The following is a 19000-nucleotide window of genomic DNA, read 5'->3' on the forward strand; positions in this document are numbered from 1 at the left end:
CATATGTGAATCAAATTTTATGTGTAAAATAAGGTAATGAAAAAGAGGAATGAAGTTGGAGAAAAAACTGGTATTTATTTTTAATCCCAAAGCAGGGAAAGGAAAAATCAAAACATCTCTGATGGAGATTGTAGATATCTTCAACAAATGCGGCTATGAAGTGATCATCCGTGCCACTCAGGCCCCCAGAGATGCCTACGAACAGGTGAAAAAATATGCAGACCAGGTAGATCTGATCGTCTGCAGCGGCGGTGACGGTACCCTGGATGAAGTGGTAACCGGAATCACCGAGGTGGGAAGCAATGTGCCGATCGGCTACATTCCTGCCGGAAGCACCAATGATTTTGCCAACAGTCTTTTTATGCCCAAGAATATGCTGGATGCTGCATCTATGATCATGGACGGGGAGATCTATAAGTGTGATGTTGGAAGATTCAATCATCAGACCTTTGCATATGTGGCTGCCTTTGGTCTTTTTACAGATGTGTCCTACGAGACCAGCCAGGACCTGAAGAATATTCTTGGCCATCTGGCCTATGTTCTGGAGGGTGCCAAGAGACTTCTGGATATCAAATCCTACCATATGAAAGTAGTGACAGAGAGCGGCGTGATCGAGGATAATTTCATCTACGGCATGGTCACCAATTCCAGATCCGTAGGCGGTTTTAAGAACCTGACCAAGGATGTGGATATGAATGACGGCCTTTTTGAGGTCACCCTGATCGTACAGCCGAAGAATCCTTTGGAAATGCAGGAAATTATCCGGAATCTTCTTAGCATGGAAGACAATTCTGACCTGATCTATTCCTTCAAGGCAAGGAAGCTTACCATTGAAGCGGATGAGGCGGTTGCGTGGACCCTGGACGGTGAGTACGGCGGAAGCCCTGAGGTTGTGGAGATTGAGAATCTGAAGCAGGCTTTGAATCTTCGCCTGAGAAGTGCACAGTAGAGTAGGGAAAATACCTGCGCGAAAGGTCAGCAAGCTGCCCAAGATAAAATAAAACCAGTAATGTGTGATGAATGAGAGGAGAGGAACAATGGGAGATTATGTTAATGTGAAGGAATTATTCGGATGTGATGTATTCAATGATTCCGTCATGCAGGAACGTTTGCCGAAGAAAGTTTACAAGGAACTGAAGAAGACCATTGAGGAAGGCAAGGAGCTTTCCATGGAGGTCGCAGATGTGGTTGCCCATGAGATGAAGGAATGGGCCATTGAGAAAGGCGCTACTCATTACAGCCACTGGTTCCAGCCCCTTACAGGCGTAACTGCAGAGAAGCATGACGCATTTATCACCGCACCTATGGAGAATGGAAAGGTTCTTCAGAGCTTTTCCGGCAAAGAGCTGATCAAAGGTGAGCCAGATGCTTCATCTTTTCCATCCGGCGGGCTTCGTGCAACCTTTGAGGCGAGAGGCTATACAACATGGGATTGTACCTCACCGGCATTTGTAAGACATGACGCAGCTGGCGGAACCTTATGTATCCCTACTGCATTCTGTTCCTACACAGGAGAGGCGCTGGATCAGAAAACCCCGCTTCTTCGTTCTATGGAAGCAATCAACACACAGGCATTACGCCTTCTCAGACTTTTCGGAAATACAACCTCCAGAAGAGTAACTCCTTCTGTTGGCGCAGAGCAGGAATATTTCCTTGTAGATAAAGAAAAATATATGCAGAGAAAGGATCTGGTTTACACCGGACGTACTCTTTTTGGCGCAATGCCGCCGAAGGGACAGGAGATGGATGACCATTATTTCGGAACTATCCGTCAGAGAGTTTCTGCATACATGAAAGAAGTAAATGAAGAGTGCTGGAAGTTAGGCGTGACAGCCAAGACACAGCATAATGAAGTAGCACCTGCACAGCATGAGCTGGCTCCAATCTACGCTCCGGTTAACATCGCAGCAGACCACAACCAGATCATGATGCGCATTCTGAAGAAAGTAGCAAGCCGTCATGGAATGCGCTGCCTTCTTCATGAGAAACCATTTGCAGGACTGAACGGATCCGGCAAGCACAACAACTGGTCCCTTACTACAGACGATGGAATCAATCTTCTGGAGCCTGGCAAGACACCTCACGAGAATATCCAGTTCCTTCTGGTGCTTACCTGTATCTTAAAGGCAGTTGACAAGCATGCAGATCTTCTTCGTGAGTCCGCAGCAGATGTTGGAAACGACCAGCGTCTTGGAGGACATGAGGCTCCGCCGGCTGTTATCTCTGTATTCCTTGGAGAACAGCTTGAGGACGTGCTGGAGCAGCTGATCAGCACCGGAACCGCAACAAGAAGCAAGACTGGCGAGAAGCTTGCTACAGGCGTTAAGACCCTTCCGGATTTTATGAAGGATGCCACAGATCGCAACCGTACTTCCCCATTTGCTTTTACCGGAAACAAATTCGAGTTCCGTATGGTTGGCTCCAAGGATTCCATTTCCGCATGCAATGTAGTGCTGAACACCATTACAGCGGAAGCATTCAAGGAAGCCTGCGACATTCTGGAGAAAGCCGAGGACTTCGATCTGGCTGTCCATGACCTGATCAAGAAATATGCAACAGAGCATCAGAGAATCGTATTTAACGGCAACGGCTACGCACCAGAGTGGGAAAAAGAAGCACGCCGCCGCGGACTTCCAATTCTGCCGTCTATGGTAGATGCCATCCCGGCACTGACTACCGATAAGGCAGTGGAGCTTTTCGGAGAATTCGGCGTATTTACAAAAACAGAGCTGGAATCCAGAGCGGAAATCCAGTATGAGATTTATGCGAAAGCAATCAATATTGAAGCCAAGACCATGATCGACATGGCTACCAAACAGATCATTCCGGCAGTGATCAAGTACACAACGGTCCTTGCAGAATCCATCAATCAGGTGAAAGCAGTTGGACCCATTGATGTAAGCGTACAGATGGATCTTCTGAAAAAGGCAAGCAAGCTTCTGAAGGAAGTGAACAGTGCCATGAATAAGTTAAGCAAGCTGGTAGATCAGGTGGAGGCTCATCCGGAAGGACGTGAAAGAGCAGTGTTCTGCAGAGAGAAGCTGGTACCTGCAATGGAAAAATTAAGACAGCCGGTTGACGAGCTGGAGATGCTGGTTGACAAGGAAATGTGGCCGATGCCATCTTACGGAGATCTTGTTTTCGAGCCGTAAGTTTTTAGGAGGACTGTACAGACAGTCCTCTTTTCTATTAAAGGGATAAAGTGTCAAAAGTAACAGGAGATTTCAGAATATATGAATGAGTTTGATTTTTTAGAGGAACAGGGTGTTGCAGAAGGGCTGATTCAGGCAGCAGCAGACTACCGGAAAGAGTATGGTGTTTCAGAAGAGGCGAAGCACCGTCTTATGAAACCGTCCCTTCCATTTTATGGAAAGGAAACCCTGGAAATGGGAATGGCTGCTATACTGGAAGGGGAGAATCTTCTTCTTGCCGGCCCCAAGGCAACTGGGAAAAATGTGCTGGCAGAGAATTTGGCATATATTTTCGGACGTCCGGTGTATAACGTATCTTTCCATGTCAATACCAACAGCGGAGACCTGATCGGGACCGATACCTTTGAGGACAATCAGGTGAAGCTTCGCAAGGGAAGCATATACCAGTGCGCCCAGGAAGGCGGATTTGGAATTCTGGATGAGATCAATATGGCGAAAAATGATGCAGTTTCCGTGCTTCATGCCACATTGGACTACCGCCGTTCCATTGATGTGCCGGGATACGATAAGATCGACCTGCACCCTGCGGCAAGGTTTATCGGAACTATGAACTACGGATATGCAGGAACCAAGGAGTTGAATGAGGCGCTGGTGTCCCGTTTCCTGGTAATCGATATGCCTGCACAGAACGAGGAGACCCTTGGATTTATTTTTCACAGGATGTTCCCGGATGCAAAGAAGGAAGCTGTAGAGCAGTTTATCGGCGTGTTTATGGACCTGCAGCAAAAATCCATGAACAGTGAGATTTCCACAAAGCCTCTGGACCTTCGCGGACTTCTGGCAGCCATGAAGATCGTGCGCACCGGACTTTCCCCATGGCAGGCTGTGCGCATGGGAATTGTGAATAAGACATTCGATGTGTTTGAAAAGGAAATCGTGGAGGATGTGGTGAGAACCAGAATTCCTCTAAGCTGGACATGGGAAGATGTTTATGGAAGATAAGGCGAAAAAAGTTTCCCTGGAAATGAAGCCTTCCACAGAAAAAAGGGCAGATGGTGAGTCTGAGAAGCTTTTGGCAAAAGTAGTTGATCTTGAGGATGCAGAAGAATCTCAGGCCAAGTGGAATGACAAGGAAGAACTTAGAATTCAGGATTATCAGTTAGAACTGGAAAACCGGATCCGAAATCTTCTGTGGACCATCAGCGGGGACTATACCCAGCAGATGAAGCCAGATGTTTCTCTTTTTCTGCGTTCTAAGGACATTGCCCTTTACGACGGGATCAAGCAGGGAGCACTGGCGAAGTTTTTTGATAAGGATTTCCTGGGAATGTATCTGGTGAAGAAGATTTTTATGGGTGCAGATGAGACAGCTCTTACCTTTGTCTCCCAGCTTTGTATTGAGGAAGCCATTGGAGACCGGATCTGCCAGGAGCGCCCTGGAATCTGGGAAATGCAAAGAAGAGCCTGTGAGGATATTCTGGACCAGGAATATGAGCGGATGCCGTCGGCAGCAGACAAGCTTGGATACCTGAGGGTGAATATGCTGCGAAGAAGGATTGACAGAGGAAAACAAGGTGCTGCTGTTTCAAAAAAAGTTGCAGAAGACAGTGCTTCCTTAAGCGCTTCAGACCGTTCCAAAGGAATCTATCATTATATAAATATGATAGCTGGTGCGGCTGATGTAAAGGACACCATGTCCTTAATCCGCATGATCGACACCGTATATAATGAAGTGGCGGATCCTGATTTTTCCCAAAAGACAACCCTTGAGCAGGTTCTTGCTGTCACCGTAGAGGATCTGACAGAATTTGACTGGCGGGATTATCTTTCCGAGGAAATGTACGAGGATGCTCTGGAAAGCTACATGGAGCAGCTGACCTCCAACGCGGCAGGCATGGAGAATGCCAATGTGACCCAGGAGATGGAGGAAGAACGGCAGACAAAGCACAAGATTAAGGTGGTGCCGCCGGAAGCACTGGAAAAAGCCCATACTTATGTAGAACTGAATTTTGGCAAAACCTATCTGAATGAGATGGAAGAGAAGCGGATGAACCAGCTGATGTGCCGTGATATCCATGGTGACTGCAGCCTGTATTTTACGGAAGGAATCCTGAAAAATCCGGTAAGGCGAAATTACCAGTATGAATATGCAAAAAGGCTGAAAAATAAGAATATCTGGCTGTACCATGACAAACACCGGATCGTGAAGCGAAATATTGCCCTTCTCACAGAAATGCTGAAGAAGTCTCTGGTGATCAAAAGTGAAAGCCAGGAGATCCTTTCGGACCGTGGAACCATTGTGCCGTCCAGACTGTGGCGTCTTGGAAGAAGCGGCGAAGCAAAGGTTTTCAAGCGGGAATTAAAAGGAGATTCCTCAGATTTCGTGGTGGATGTGCTGATCGATGCCAGCGGTTCCCAGATGAGCCGTCAGGGCGAGGTGGCGCTGCAGGCCTATATCATCAGCGAATCCTTAAGCAACGCAGGACTTCCCCACAGGGTGATGAGCTACTGCACCTTCTGGGATTACACCATTCTCCATCGTTTCCGGGAATATGACGATCCAAGAAGTGCCAATGAAAATATCTTTAATTATGTGACCTCTTCCAACAACCGGGACGGACTTGCCATCCGGGCAGCTGGCTATGGACTTCTGATGCGGGAAGAGGAGAAAAAGATCCTGATCATTTTAAGTGACGGACGCCCTTATGATGTGGTGGTAAACCGTCCAAATGCCAGAAATCCCCATCCTTACCATGGAAAATATGCCATCACGGATACTGCAGCCCAGATCCGGAAGCTGCGAAGCCAGGGCGTAAGCGTTCTGGGTGTTTTTGCAGGGGAGGAGAAGGATCTTGCAACGGAGAAGAAGATTTTTGGAAAGGATTTTGCATACATCCGCAATATTACAGGCTTTTCCAAGATCGTAGGACGTTATCTGACCAAACAGCTGGAGGATGACGAATAAACGGATAGACCCTCCTGCGGGAGGGAATCACTATAAAAGAAGGAGTGTGACTATGTTTCAGAACAACAAAAGAGCAGCGTATCTGGATTATCTGATGATCATTGTGGGAACTGCGCTGATGGCAGTTGCCATAAACAGTGTTTTCGATATGTCCGGAATGGTAACCGGAGGATTTTCCGGTATCGCCATTCTGGTAAAGGAGTGGACACAGGGCGTGATCCCGGGAGGAATACCGCTGTGGATCACCAATATGAGTCTGAATATTCCCCTGTTTTTGATCGGAATGAAAATCGGCGGATTTCAGTTTGTAAAAAAAGCCCTGGTGGGAGAGGTCTGTCTGTCCTTCTGGCTGGCTGTGCTGCCTGCTTTTGATCTTGCAGGAAATGACCTGCTGCTGGCAGCCGTATACGGCGGCGTGATCCAGGGAATCGGAATCGGCCTTGTATTTCTGGGAAGAGGAACCACAGGCGGTACTGATATGATGGCGGCACTGCTTCAGAGAAAATTAAGACATTATTCCATCGCGCAGATCATGCAGTTTATTGACGGCGCCATTGTCCTTGTTGGTATGTACGTGTTTGGCGTGCAAAAGGCATTGTACGCTATCATCGCTGTATTTCTCGTGACCAAGGTATCGGACAGTATGATCGAGGGTCTGAAATTTTCCAAGCAGGCGTATATCATTACCAGCAAGCCCCAGGAGATTTCCAGTGAGATCATGGAAAAGCTGGATCGCGGCGTTACCGGAATCCATGGAAAAGGAATGTATTCTGATCAGGACAAGCTGCTGCTTTACTGTGTAGTTGGCCGCAAGGAGATCGTTGCATTAAAGGAGTTGGTGGATTCCATTGATCCGGATGCTTTTGTGATCGTATCGGATGTCAGAGAAGTTCTTGGAGAAGGCTTTATAGAAAGAAAATAGAAAATACATCAAAAATTTGTAAATTTTTTCTGATTTCCTCTTTCTTTTTTGGTGAATTTGTATTAAAATAGTTCCATGAATATCGGAATGACTTTTATTCATGGTGATATTGCCGCAATGCGGCATGTCCGTTTAGGCTGGTTTATCCGGCACACATATATTTTACAAGAAGGGATGGAAGGGTAATGATATCGAATCAGGTACTGCAGAATACACTTGAGGGGCTCAAGGAGATATCCAGGACGGAGTTTTGCATTATTGATACAGATGGCAAGACACTGGCGTCCACCTACAGTGATTTTGAGATTCAGCCGCAAGATGTCCAGGCATTTGTAGAATCCCAGGCTGCCAGCCAGCTTGTGAAAGGTTACCAGTATTTCAAGGTCTGTGATGACTATCAGTTGGAATACATTCTGGTTGCCCACGGAGAAGATGAAGATACTTATATGGTAGGAAAGCTTGCTGCTTTCCAGATCCAGAGCCTGATCGTGGCATATAAAGAGCGTTTTGACAAGGACAGCTTTATCAAGAACCTGCTGCTTGACAATCTGCTTCTGGTAGATATTTATAATCGTGCGAAGAAGCTTCATATTGAGGCAGATGTGCGCCGCGTGGTTATGATCCTGGAGCTTGAGCAGGAGAGAGAGCACAGTTCTATGGAGAGCGTGAAGAGCCTGTTCGGAGGCAAGAGCAAGGACTTTATCACAGCAGTTGACGAGAAGAGCATTATTATTGTCAAGGAGCTTGAGGAGAATGAGGGCTATGAGGAGATGGACAAGCTGGCCCAGACCATTCTGGATACTCTTGGACTTGACAGGGAGAATGATACTCATATTGCATATGGAACCATTGTCAGTGAGCTGAAGGAGGTTTCCCGTTCCTATAAGGAAGCCAGAATGGCTCTTGATGTAGGCAAGATCTTCTCACCGGAGAAGGATGTGATCGCTTACAGTTCTCTTGGAATCGGCCGTCTGATCTATCAGCTTCCGATCCCGCTGTGCAAGATGTTTATCAAGGAGATTTTCGGCGGCAAGTCCCCGGATGACTTTGATGAGGAGACTCTGGTCACAATCGACAAGTTCTTTGAGAACAGCCTGAATGTATCCGAGACATCCAGACAGCTTTATATTCATCGTAATACTCTGGTATATCGTCTGGATAAACTCCAGAAGAGTACCGGACTGGATCTTCGCGTATTCGAGGATGCCATCACATTTAAGATTGCGCTGATGGTTGTACGCTATATGAAATATATGGAGACTCTGGAATACTAAGAGACGGATTCCAAATGCACAGCCAGGGCATTTTGATGACTGCATCTGGTTTTTACAACAGTATTTTATGTGCCTGTCGTTTGAAGAAAGCGGCAGGCATTTTTTATGTGTTTCCTTTGTGAAATCCCTTGCGTTCTCCTTATTCTTTGGTATAATAAATGTTACTGTTCACTCCGTGCCTAGTGTACCGACAAGTTGATTTCCAGAACAATCTTGCGTCTAAATTTCTTATTTCTGCGTTGTCGTCGGTCGCCGTAGCCACCGCTACGCCTCCTTCCTCCGCCTTGAAATAAAAAATTTATCCTGCAAGATTGTTACAAGAATCAACTTGTCGGCACACTAGTAACACGCTTCGCGATGCCCAGAAAGACGAACCTTCTTGTGCATTGCACAAGAAGTAGCGTTTGCTGCGAAAACTTAATTCTCAGGTTTTCTGTGAACTTTGTTCACAAAAAACACCTCGCGGAACATTACCAGTGAATAGTAACTAATAAATTACTGCTTACAGGCAGGTGAAAAAATAAGGTTGCATTTTCACCTGATATATATTACAATATTGTTACATAAAAATTAAGAAAATAACAAAATGCTTATTTGAAGAAAAATGAAGGAGGATATCATGATTGATCTGATAGATGTGAGCAAGTCCTATGGACAGGGCCTGCCGGCAGTGAATCACGCCAATCTCCATGTAGATAAAGGGGAATTCGTGTTTATAGTAGGAAGCAGCGGTTCCGGCAAATCCACTTTGATCAAGCTTCTTCTCAAGGAACTGGATTCCACATCCGGTACTACGATCGTAAGCGGTGAGAAGCTTGAGGGAATGAAGCACCGCCGTGTTGCCAAGTACCGCCGTAAGCTGGGGGTTGTATTCCAGGATTTCCGTCTTCTGAAGGACCGGGATGTCTATGAGAATGTGGCATTTGCACAGCGTGTGGTGAACCGCCCGACAAGAGTGATCCGCAAGCGTGTTCCTGAGGTTTTGCAGGAAGTTGGACTTGCAGGCAAATATAAGGCATACCCGGATGAGCTCTCCGGAGGCGAGCAGCAGAGAGTTGCCCTTGCCAGAGCCATTGTAAACCGCCCGGATATTCTGCTGGCAGATGAGCCTACCGGCAACCTGGATCCGAAGACCTCAGAGGAAATCATGAAGCTGCTTGAGGAGATCAATGAGCGCGGTACCACCGTTCTGGTAGTAACCCACAACAAAGAGATCGTCAATTCCATGAAGAAGCGTGTCCTGACCATGCACAATGGAGTGATCATCAGCGACGAGAAAGAGGGAGAATATTATGAGGCCTAGTACGATCTGGTATACCCTGAAGCAGGGTGTCAAGAACATTAAGAGGAATTTCATGTTTTCCATTGCTTCTGTTATCACTATGGCAGCATGTATTTTTCTTTTTGGAATTTTCTTTTCCATTGTAAATAATGTAAATACCCTGGCACATAAGGTTGAGGAAGATGTGCCGATCACGGTGCTTTTTAATGAAGGAACCACTCAGGAACAGATGGATGCGGTAGGCGAGCTGATCAAGGCGCGCCCTGAGGTGTCCAAGATTGAGTTCGAGTCTGCGGATGAAGCATGGGAGAAGATGAAGAAGGAATACTTCGGAGACGATGCGGAGGCAGCAGACGGATTTAAGGATGACAATCCTCTTGCAAACTCTTCCAACTACCGTGTATACATGAACAATATTGAGAAACAGTCTGAGTTGGTTGCATACATTAAGACCCTGGACAATGTCCGTGAGGTCAATCAGTCTGAGCAGGCGGCCAAAACCCTTGGCTCGATCAACCGTATTGTTTCCTATGTATCTGTGGCAGTCATTGTGATCCTGCTGATCATTTCCATTTTTCTGATCAGCAATACCATTTCTGTTGGTATTACAGTTCGTAAGGAAGAGATTGGAATCATGAAATACATAGGTGCTACAGATGGATTTGTCCGTGCGCCGTTTCTTCTGGAAGGTATGGTGCTTGGCCTGATTGGTGCAGGCATTCCGCTGGTGATCCTGTATTTCTGCTACAACAGTGTGGTAACTTATGTGTACACCAAGTTCAGCGTGCTGATGGGCGTTGTGGATTTCATTCCGGTAGGACAGATCTACCAGACACTGGTTCCCATTGCGCTGGCATTAGGACTTGGAATCGGTCTTGTGGGAAGTTTTATTACGACAAGAAAACACTTGAAGGTGTGAGAAATCTGTTTTACAATAAAGGCGGTTATTCGCATTCCGCCAGAGAATATGAGAAAAGATATGGGGGCTGCTGGAGAAATCCGGCAGCCCTTTTGTATAAAAAAGAGTGTGTGCTCGGGGTGGATACATTTAGGCAAATGATAGTATATGAATAGAACTTAGATAGCGAAAATGAGGAGAACGATAAATGGCAGATAAACAATTTATAAAGGGAGCCATAACCGGTGTGCTGTGTGCATCTTTAGCGCTGGGAGGCGGCTACGTGGGTCTGCAGAAAGCAGGGCGTGCGGGAAGCATGGTTTTGTCCGATGTGGCAGTGCCCCAGAAAATCAAATACCTGGAGGATATCATTGATCAGAATTATCTGGATGAGGTAGATGAGGATTCCCTGAAGGAGGGACTCTATACAGGTCTTCTGTATGGCATTGGAGATCCCTATTCCCGGTATTACACAGAGGAAGAATATGAGGAGGAAATGCGCGATACGGAAGGCTCTTACTCCGGAATCGGCGTGAGCATCACCCAGAATTCGGAAGGCGGAATTCTGGTAGTGGACTGTTATGAGGGCGGTCCGGCTGATCTTGCGGGAATTAAGGTAAATGACGTAATTACAGCAGTGGATGGAACAGATGTGACAGAAATGACTCCTTCAGAGGTTTCCGAAATGATCCGAAACAAAGAGGACGGAACCTCTGTGCTGACGGTTTATCACCAGGAAGCAGATGAGCCGGAAGAGATTACGGTTACCATCAGCAATGTGGAGCTGCCCACGGTTTCTTATGAGATGCTGGAGGACTCTATCGGATATCTTCGCATTACGGAGTTTACCCTTGTGACGCCCCAGCAGTTTGAGGATGCCTACCAGGATTTTCAGGCAAAAGGCATGGAGAAGCTGATTGTGGATCTTCGCGACAATCCGGGCGGTGTGCTTTCTTCTGTGTGCGATGTGCTTCGCCAGATTTTGCCCGAGGGACTGATCGTGTATACAGAGGACAAATACGGGGAAAGAAATGAGATGAAGTGTGACGGGGATACGCCAATCGACATTCCTCTTGCCGTGCTGGTAAATGAGAACAGCGCCAGTGCTTCCGAGATTTTTGCAGGAGCGGTGAAGGATTACGAAATCGGCACCATTGTGGGAACAACCACCTATGGAAAAGGAATCGTCCAGAGTATCCGCCAGCTGTCAGACGGAAGTGCGGTGAAGCTGACCACAGCCAAATATTTTACTCCAAAGGGCAATGACATCCATAAGGTGGGAATCACGCCGGATGTGGAAGTGAAGCTGGATGCCAGCCTTTTGAATAAGACAGAGATTAGCCATGAGGAAGATAATCAGCTTCAGGCGGCAATACAGGCGGTTTCTCGTTGACAAAAGGACTGTGTTGGATTAGAATGATAAAAGATTTAATGTGGAGGAACCATAGATGAAACACAATTTTAAAAAAATCGAGCCGAAATGGCAGAAAAAATGGGAAGAGCAGCAGGCTTTTAAAGCTGTTGACGGAAGTGATAAACCGAAATTTTACGGCCTTGTAGAGTTCCCGTACCCAAGCGGTGCCGGAATGCACGTTGGCCATATCAAAGCATACTCCAGTATCGAGGTACTTTCCAGAAAGAGAAGAATGCAGGGATACAATGTACTGTTCCCAATTGGATTCGATGCTTTCGGACTTCCGACTGAGAACTATGCGATCAAGACAAACACACATCCCCGTGTGATCACAGACCAGAACATTGAGAAATTCACCAATCAGCTGAAGAGCGTTGGATTCTCCTTTGACTGGAGCCGTGTGATCGATACCACACAGGAGGATTTCTACAAATGGACACAGTGGATCTTCCTGAAAATGTTTGAGAACGGACTTGTTTTCCGTGATAAGACACTGGTTAACTACTGCCCGTCCTGTAAGGTCGTTCTTTCCAACGAGGACAGCCAGGGAGGCAAATGCGATATCTGCCACAGTGATGTTATCCAGAAATCCAAGGACGTATGGTATCTGCGCATTACCCAGTATGCAGACAAGCTTCTTGAGGGCCTGAAGGATGTAGATTATCCTGCAAACATCAAGCAGCAGCAGGTGAACTGGATCGGTAAATCTACAGGTGCTTTCGTGAACTTCGCAGTTGACGGAATTGATGAGACACTTCAGATTTATACCACCAGACCGGATACCCTGTTCGGTGTAACCTTTATGGTTATCGCACCGGAGCATCCTCTGATCGACAAATATGCTGACCGCATCACAAACATGGATGAGATCAAGGCATATCGTGAAGAGTGCGCCAAGAAGACAGAGTTCGAGAGAACCCAGCTTGTAAAAGAAAAAACTGGTGTATGCATCCAGGGTCTTGAGGGCGTAAACCCTGTAAACGGCAAGAAGATCCCGATTTACATTGCAGACTATGTAATGATGGGATATGGTACCGGAGCTATTATGGCAGTACCGGCACATGACCAGAGAGACTATGATTTTGCAAAGAAATTTGGCATTGACATTATCCAGGTTATCAAGGGCGGCGACATCGAGAAGGAAGCCTACACAGGCGACGGCGAGATGATCAACTCTGATTTCCTGAACGGATATACCAATAAGAAGGACTCCATCGAGCGTATGCTTGAGGAACTGGAGAAGAAGGGCATCGGCAAGGCTGGTGTTCAGTACAAGATGAAGGACTGGGCATTCAACCGCCAGAGATACTGGGGCGAGCCAATCCCGATCGTTCACTGCCCGAAATGCGGTGATGTAGCGGTTCCATATGAGGAGCTTCCGCTTCGTCTGCCGAAGATTGAGGACTTCCAGCCAGGAGAGGATGGACAGTCACCTCTTGCAAGAATTGAATCCTTTGTAAACTGCAAATGCCCGAAGTGCGGCGGCGATGCCAAGAGAGAGACTGATACCATGCCTCAGTGGGCTGGATCTTCCTGGTATTTCCTTCGCTATGTGGATCCGCACAATACAGAAGCTCTTGCAGACCGCAAGAAGATGGAATACTGGATGCCGGTTGACTGGTACAACGGCGGTATGGAGCACGTAACCAGACATATGATCTACTCCAGATTCTGGCATCATTTCCTGTATGACATGGGAATCGTCAATACTCCTGAGCCATATGCGAAGCGTTCTGCACAGGGTATGATCCTTGGTTCTGACGGAGATAAGATGAGTAAATCCAAGGGCAACGTAGTAGATCCGCTGGATATTGTAGACGAGTATGGTGCAGACGCACTTCGTACCTATGTACTGTTCATGGGGGATTACGGCGCTGCTGCTCCGTGGAATGACAGCTCTGTAAGAGGCTGCAAGCGTTTCCTTGAGAGAGTTGCTGGACTTACCGATATTATGACTGATGAGCCTGCTTCCAAGGATATGGAGGTTAAGATCCACAAGGCAATCAAGAAGGTATCTTCCGATATCGAGGCTATGAAGTTCAATACTGCAATTGCGTGCCTCATGACTCTGATTAACGAGATCTATGCAGTTGGCAAGATCAGCAGAGATGACCTTGTAATCTTCATCAAGCTTCTTTGCCCATTTGCACCTCACCTTTGCGAGGAAATCTGGGAGACCATCGGCGGAGAAGGATTGCTTTCCCTTTCCCAGTGGCCGGAGTACGAGGAGAGCAAGACTGTAGAGGCTTCCGTAGAGATTGGTGTACAGGTTAACGGTAAAGTCCGCGGAACCATCGTAATCCCGAACGGATGCGCCAAAGAGGAAGCTCTTGAGCTGGCTAAGAAGGATGAGAGAGTTGCTTCCTTCTTAGAGGGCAAAACTCTTGTAAAAGAGATTTATGTACCGAATAAGATTGTAAACTTTGTTGCGAAATAATCACGCTGCCAAGTTATAAAAGCTGTTATATAAGTAGTGCAGAAAAATCCCCATCAGAATGAACTGGTGGGGATTTTCACAGTTAGAGCGTGTTTGTCATTGTATTGTTTGTTTTTAGGAGAGAAATTTATATGGAAGGTCTCAGCAAAAAAATATATCTTGAGTTATCCGCGCCGACGGAAGAGGATTCCCGTTCTGACCAGCAGCGCATTCTGGAAGCATTGAGTGCGGAAGGGATAGAGGAGCAGGTTCATATGCCTGTCCACATTTTGCGAATGATATACCCACTGGTTGAAAATGCAAAGTGGAAAATCACAGTATCTCTTGGCTGGAATGGGGAAAACTGGGAAATACTAGACATAGAGGCTGGAAATCAGACCGGGCATCATTATGGACTGGCGGTAGATCTTGGAAGCACTACCGTGGTGGCAAGACTTCTGGACTGTGTTTCCGGCAGGGTGGTGAAGGAAGTCAGCTGCTTTAACCGCCAGATCCAGTGGGGAACGGATATCCTTTCCAGGATTTTTTACTGTAAGGATAATCCCAGAAAGCTGGAAGAAGTGCGGCAGGCTACGGTGGACTCCATTGTGGAATGCATGGATAAGCTAGACGCGCAGTGGTTGGATGAATGCAGGGCAAAAGAAGCAGATAGAAAAGTACAAAGAAAGACAGAAGAATGCGATAATACAGAAGTGGATGGAGCCAGGCGAGGCGGTGCTTCGTGCCGAGAAGATTCTGATGCCGAGAGTATTACTCGCAGCTGCGTTTCGATGGTAGTTGCGGGAAACACTACCATGATTCATTTTCTCCTTGGAATGGATGCTTTCTGCGTATTTTACACTCCTCATGCAGTTCATGGGGACAGGCCTGGCTTCCAGCCTGCGAAGGATTTGGGAATTCCGATAAAGGGGTACGTCTATTGCTATCCATCCAAATCCAATTACCTTGGCGGTGATATTATCAGCGGCATGATCGATACCGAACTGTACAAGAAGGAGGAAATCAGCGTTTTCTTTGATATCGGCACCAACGGAGAGCTGGTAATCGGAAATAAGGAGTTCCTTCTCTGCGGCGCGGGGGCAGCAGGTCCTGCACTGGAGGGCGGCGTGGTGAGCACCGGAATGCGGGCAGACACAGGCGCTGTAGATGAGGTAAAAATACGGGACGGAAAAATCCTGGTGCATGTGATTGGAAATGAAGACGGGGAATTTCAGAAAATGGATTCTGGCAATAAATCTGATAAGCAAGAGACATTAAAGAATGGCGGAAAACCTCTGCAAATAGAGGCAAAGGGAATCTGCGGGTCCGGTATTATTGACTTGATTGCGGAGCTTTTCCTGGAGGGCTGGATTGACATCCGAGGGAAATTTTCCCCGGAGAAAAGTCCGCTGATCCAGAAAAAGGAGGGGCAGTGGTGCGTGGAGTATGCGCCTGGCCTGCATTTTTACCAGAAGGATATTGACGAATTTATCCGTACCAAATCTGCTGCGCACACCATGGTGGAAATCATGCTTCGGGAATCCGGGCTGGAACTTGACCAGGCAGAACGGTTCTATGTGGCAGGGGCTTTTGGAAAGCATGTATCCAAGGAGTCTGCCATTACCATCGGCATGTATCCGGATATGGACCGGGACCACATTATAAATGCAGGAAACTCTTCCCTGGAAGGAGCGGCAAAGCTGCTTTTGAACCGGGCACTTCTTAAAGATATTGACCAGATTCTGGAAGAAATGGTGTATATCCAGTTTGCGGAGGTGGAAGATTTCCTGGAGCTGATGGTAGCTGCACAGGCATTGCCTCATACGGATTTCCAGCGCTATCCCACTGTTATGAAGAAAATACAGGAGCGGCAGGCAAAAAAAGAAAATGTGATTTCTATAAAGAATGACATAAATGTTAAAAAAATTATAAATTATTAGAAAAATATAGTAATTAATAACAAAATCTGCTATACTTGTGCCAAATAAAAGGACAGGAAGTGGACGCAATGACAGAACCTAAGAAACCGCCTATTACCAAAAGCTTTGGCTATGCATTTGAGGGAATTTTTACCTGTATCCGCAGGGAGCGGAACATGAAGATTCACTGCGTGATGGCTGTGCTTGTGGTGATTGCAGGACTGATCCTGGGACTTTCCCCCATTGAATGGTGTATCTGTCTGGCTCTTTTCGGGCTGGTGATGGCGCTGGAACTGGTGAATACAGCGGTAGAATCAGTGGTGGATCTTGTGACCAGTGAGTACAGGCCACTGGCGAAAATTGCCAAGGATACGGCAGCAGGGGCAGTTCTTATCGCAGCGATTATGGCGGCGATTGCAGGTCTGATCATTTTCGTTCCCAAAGGACTGGCATTTCTGGGAATTTTGTGAGAATTCCAGATTTACAGGCAATGATGCCTGTGAGTTTTATGCCAGAACACCGGAAACTGTCCGGCATTTTTCACAGAGCAGAAAGGAGCATATATTATGGAACTTGGAGAAGGCATCAAAAAATTATTACTTGCAGGAATCGGTACAGCAGCAGTGACCGCTGAGAAATCCAAAGAGGTTCTGGACGAACTTGTGAAGAAAGGCGAGCTCACTGTAGAACAGGGCAAGGTCCTGAATCAGGAACTGAAGCACAACATCAAAGAAAGCGTTAAGAAAAATGTGAACGTTACTCTGAAGCCATCCAATCCGGATGAACTGAAAGATGTGCTGAATAAAATGACACCAGACCAGCTCGCAGCCCTGAAGGAGCAGATCTCACAGATGCAGGCGAAGGACGTGGATGCAGAGGGAGCAAAAGAAGAGCCGGAAGAAGCGAAGGAAGCTGAGGCAGAAGAAGCTCCTGCAGAAGATCCAGAAGAAAACTAAGTAAAGGAAACAATAAGGGCAGGACCAGGCGTTTTGCTGCAGCCCGTTGGAAAGCGGTGCAGCATCTTCCAAGTCCTGCCCTTGAAGCAGGTGGACAGATATGGAACCGACAGAGGCAAAAAACACAGCCAATGAGAAGCTGACACACAACAAAGAAAATACCGGAAAAGAAGCCGGGACTGCCCCGAAAGAGAAAATTGTTCTTGAATCTGGAAAAAATTCATCAGACAAAGACAAAAACGGCTACAAGGAACGGCTGAAAGAGATTACAGCGGTTCTTCACAAGCATGCCATCACAAGAGGCGTTTCCCCGGAGAAACTGCGTCTGATCCTTACAGATCTTGGCCCTACGTTTATCAAGTTGGGACAGGTCATGTCCATGCGTTCTGATATTTTGCCCAAACGCTACTGCGACGAACTGATGAAGCTGTGCTCAGATGTAGAGCCCATGCCTTTTTCCGAGGTGGAAGAAGTGCTGCAGGAAGCTTTCGGCTGTCCGTGGCAGGAAGAATTTCAGGAAATCCAGAGGAAGCCCCTTGGCTCAGCCTCCATCGCCCAGGTGCACCGCGCCGTCCTGAAAACAGGGGAAGAAGTGGTGGTGAAGGTTCAGCGAAAGGGCATCTATGAGGTCATGGCCCGTGATATCGGTCTTATGAAAAAGGCGGTGAAGCTGCTGCCGCCAGTGAGTATTAAGGAGGCCGTGGATCTGAATCTGGTTCTGGAAGAGCTGTGGCGGGTTACTCAGGAGGAGATGAATTTCCTTACCGAAGCTGCCAATATGGAGGAATTTTCCAGGAAAAACAAGAACGTTGCATTTGTGAAAACGCCTATCCTTTATCGGGAATACACCACTGCCAGCGTGCTTGTGATGGAATACATTGACGGCATTCCCATTGACGACAAGGAGACTTTGCTGGCAGGAGGCTATGATCTGGACGAGATCGGAAGCAAATTTGTTGATAATTTTATTAAGCAGGTAATGGACGATGGATTTTTCCATGCAGATCCCCATCCTGGAAATGTGATGATCCAGGGCGGCAAGATTGTGTGGATCGATATGGGAATGATGGGACGGCTGAGTGACCGCGACCGGGAACTGATCGGGGAGGCAATTGAAGGCGTGGCGCTGAATGACATCGGGAAAATCCAGGATGCAGTGCTGGCGCTTGGGGAGTTTAAGGGCAAGCCGGATCAGAGCCGTCTTTACACGGATATCCGGGATCTTATGGCAAAATACGGTACCGCTGATCTGGGTCAGATTGACATTGTGGAAATTTTTACAGACCTAATGGATGTGATGAAGGAAAACAAAATTGTTATGCCCCACGGTCTTACCATGCTTGCCAGGGGACTGACTCATATGGAGGGTGTACTTTCCGACATCAGTCCTGAGATCAATATGGTGCAGATTGCAGCTGCGCGTATGAAAGGAAATCTTCTGGAGAAAGAAAACTGGAAGAAGCAGCTGAAGGGGACTGGCAAGAAGCTGTATCGTTCTGTGCTTCGGGCGATTGATATTCCCACACTTGCGGCAGATTTTCTCCAGGGCTGTATGAAGGGGGAGACGAAGATCAATCTGGATCTGCATGCCTCCGATGATCTGGCATGGCTGATGCGCCGGCTGATCCGGAATATTGTGCTGGGGCTTTGGGTTATGGCGCTGCTGATCAGTTCCAGTATTATCTGTACTACGGATATGATGCCGAAGATGTTTGGAATTCCGGCGCTGGGCGTGTTGGGATATTTTGGAGCACTTGTGATTTTGATGTATTTGTTTATCAAACATTTTATGAAGAAGTAGA

14 protein-coding genes are annotated in these 19000 nt (G+C 47.1%); all 14 read left to right on the forward strand.

Translation table 11 applies throughout. The features are described 5' to 3' along the window. The first annotated feature begins 49 nt into the window (after window positions 1–49). Window positions 50–949 (forward strand): diacylglycerol kinase family protein, encoded by a 900-nt coding sequence (locus DWZ38_RS10810; protein WP_347519467.1) that lies wholly within the window; start codon window positions 50–52, stop codon window positions 947–949. An 88-nt stretch (window positions 950–1037) separates the two neighbouring features. Beyond that, the gene (locus tag DWZ38_RS10815; protein WP_178105316.1) at window positions 1038–3152 is read left to right on the forward strand and encodes a glutamine synthetase III; all 2115 of its coding nucleotides are present in this window, start codon (window positions 1038–1040) and stop codon (window positions 3150–3152) included. 81 nt (window positions 3153–3233) lie between these two features. Beyond that, window positions 3234–4154 carry a MoxR family ATPase gene (locus tag DWZ38_RS10820; protein WP_117852621.1) on the forward strand — a complete coding sequence of 307 codons (921 nt, stop codon included), beginning with the start codon at window positions 3234–3236 and terminating at the stop codon, window positions 4152–4154. Next, entirely contained in the window at window positions 4144–6117 is a 1974-nt protein-coding gene (locus DWZ38_RS10825) for a nitric oxide reductase activation protein (RefSeq protein ID WP_243000235.1), read from the forward strand. The genes DWZ38_RS10820 and DWZ38_RS10825 overlap by 11 nt, the downstream gene beginning before the upstream one ends. A gap of 52 nt (window positions 6118–6169) precedes the next feature. Beyond that, a complete protein-coding gene (locus DWZ38_RS10830) occupies window positions 6170–7039 on the forward strand; it encodes a YitT family protein (protein ID WP_021924816.1) in 870 nt (289 codons plus the stop codon). A gap of 185 nt (window positions 7040–7224) precedes the next feature. Then, window positions 7225–8313 carry a helix-turn-helix domain-containing protein gene (locus tag DWZ38_RS10835; RefSeq protein ID WP_117852624.1) on the forward strand — a complete coding sequence of 363 codons (1089 nt, stop codon included), beginning with the start codon at window positions 7225–7227 and terminating at the stop codon, window positions 8311–8313. Between the two features lie 619 nt (window positions 8314–8932). Next, window positions 8933–9616 carry a cell division ATP-binding protein FtsE gene (ftsE, locus tag DWZ38_RS10840; protein WP_021924288.1) on the forward strand — a complete coding sequence of 228 codons (684 nt, stop codon included), beginning with the start codon at window positions 8933–8935 and terminating at the stop codon, window positions 9614–9616. After that, window positions 9606–10514: a permease-like cell division protein FtsX gene (gene ftsX / locus DWZ38_RS10845; RefSeq protein WP_021924287.1), complete on the forward strand. Its 909-nt coding sequence runs from the start codon at window positions 9606–9608 to the stop codon at window positions 10512–10514. The genes ftsE and ftsX overlap by 11 nt, the downstream gene beginning before the upstream one ends. Before the next feature lie 187 nt (window positions 10515–10701). Next, window positions 10702–11886, forward strand: coding sequence for a S41 family peptidase (locus DWZ38_RS10850; protein WP_117852626.1), 1185 nt, complete (start codon window positions 10702–10704; stop codon window positions 11884–11886). Window positions 11887–11941: 55 nt separating this feature from the next. Then, complete coding sequence (leuS, locus tag DWZ38_RS10855) at window positions 11942–14344, forward strand: leucine--tRNA ligase (protein WP_117852629.1); 2403 nt, start codon at window positions 11942–11944, stop codon at window positions 14342–14344. Between the two features lie 131 nt (window positions 14345–14475). Further along, window positions 14476–16263: an ASKHA domain-containing protein gene (locus DWZ38_RS10860; protein ID WP_117852632.1), complete on the forward strand. Its 1788-nt coding sequence runs from the start codon at window positions 14476–14478 to the stop codon at window positions 16261–16263. Window positions 16264–16331: 68 nt separating this feature from the next. Beyond that, a complete protein-coding gene (locus DWZ38_RS10865) occupies window positions 16332–16712 on the forward strand; it encodes a diacylglycerol kinase family protein (protein WP_021925646.1) in 381 nt (126 codons plus the stop codon). 96 nt (window positions 16713–16808) lie between these two features. Further along, entirely contained in the window at window positions 16809–17198 is a 390-nt protein-coding gene (locus tag DWZ38_RS10870; protein ID WP_347519474.1) for a hypothetical protein, read from the forward strand. Between the two features lie 100 nt (window positions 17199–17298). Continuing rightward, entirely contained in the window at window positions 17299–18999 is a 1701-nt protein-coding gene (locus DWZ38_RS10875; protein ID WP_117852636.1) for an AarF/UbiB family protein, read from the forward strand. The last annotated feature ends 1 nt before the right edge of the window (window position 19000 follow it).

Origin of the sequence: Ruminococcus sp. AF31-8BH (genome assembly GCF_003460605.1) — a bacterium.
In the GTDB taxonomy this organism is placed as follows: Bacteria; Bacillota; Clostridia; order Lachnospirales; family Lachnospiraceae; genus Blautia_A; species Blautia_A acetigignens.

Excerpts from the sequence above, each read along its gene's own strand:
- leuS (WP_117852629.1), top strand. The coding sequence starts at position 11,942 with ATGAAACACAATTTTAAAAAAATCGAGCCGAAATGGCAGAAAAAATGG.
- DWZ38_RS10875 (WP_117852636.1), top strand. The coding sequence starts at position 17,299 with ATGGAACCGACAGAGGCAAAAAACACAGCCAATGAGAAGCTGACACAC.
- DWZ38_RS10850 (WP_117852626.1), top strand. The coding sequence starts at position 10,702 with ATGGCAGATAAACAATTTATAAAGGGAGCCATAACCGGTGTGCTGTGT.
- DWZ38_RS10825 (WP_243000235.1), top strand. The coding sequence starts at position 4,144 with ATGGAAGATAAGGCGAAAAAAGTTTCCCTGGAAATGAAGCCTTCCACA.
- DWZ38_RS10835 (WP_117852624.1), top strand. The coding sequence starts at position 7,225 with ATGATATCGAATCAGGTACTGCAGAATACACTTGAGGGGCTCAAGGAG.
- DWZ38_RS10870 (WP_347519474.1), top strand. The coding sequence starts at position 16,809 with ATGGAACTTGGAGAAGGCATCAAAAAATTATTACTTGCAGGAATCGGT.
- DWZ38_RS10820 (WP_117852621.1), top strand. The coding sequence starts at position 3,234 with ATGAATGAGTTTGATTTTTTAGAGGAACAGGGTGTTGCAGAAGGGCTG.
- DWZ38_RS10830 (WP_021924816.1), top strand. The coding sequence starts at position 6,170 with ATGTTTCAGAACAACAAAAGAGCAGCGTATCTGGATTATCTGATGATC.
- DWZ38_RS10860 (WP_117852632.1), top strand. The coding sequence starts at position 14,476 with ATGGAAGGTCTCAGCAAAAAAATATATCTTGAGTTATCCGCGCCGACG.
- DWZ38_RS10810 (WP_347519467.1), top strand. The coding sequence starts at position 50 with ATGAAGTTGGAGAAAAAACTGGTATTTATTTTTAATCCCAAAGCAGGG.
- ftsE (WP_021924288.1), top strand. The coding sequence starts at position 8,933 with ATGATTGATCTGATAGATGTGAGCAAGTCCTATGGACAGGGCCTGCCG.
- DWZ38_RS10815 (WP_178105316.1), top strand. The coding sequence starts at position 1,038 with ATGGGAGATTATGTTAATGTGAAGGAATTATTCGGATGTGATGTATTC.
- DWZ38_RS10865 (WP_021925646.1), top strand. The coding sequence starts at position 16,332 with ATGACAGAACCTAAGAAACCGCCTATTACCAAAAGCTTTGGCTATGCA.
- ftsX (WP_021924287.1), top strand. The coding sequence starts at position 9,606 with ATGAGGCCTAGTACGATCTGGTATACCCTGAAGCAGGGTGTCAAGAAC.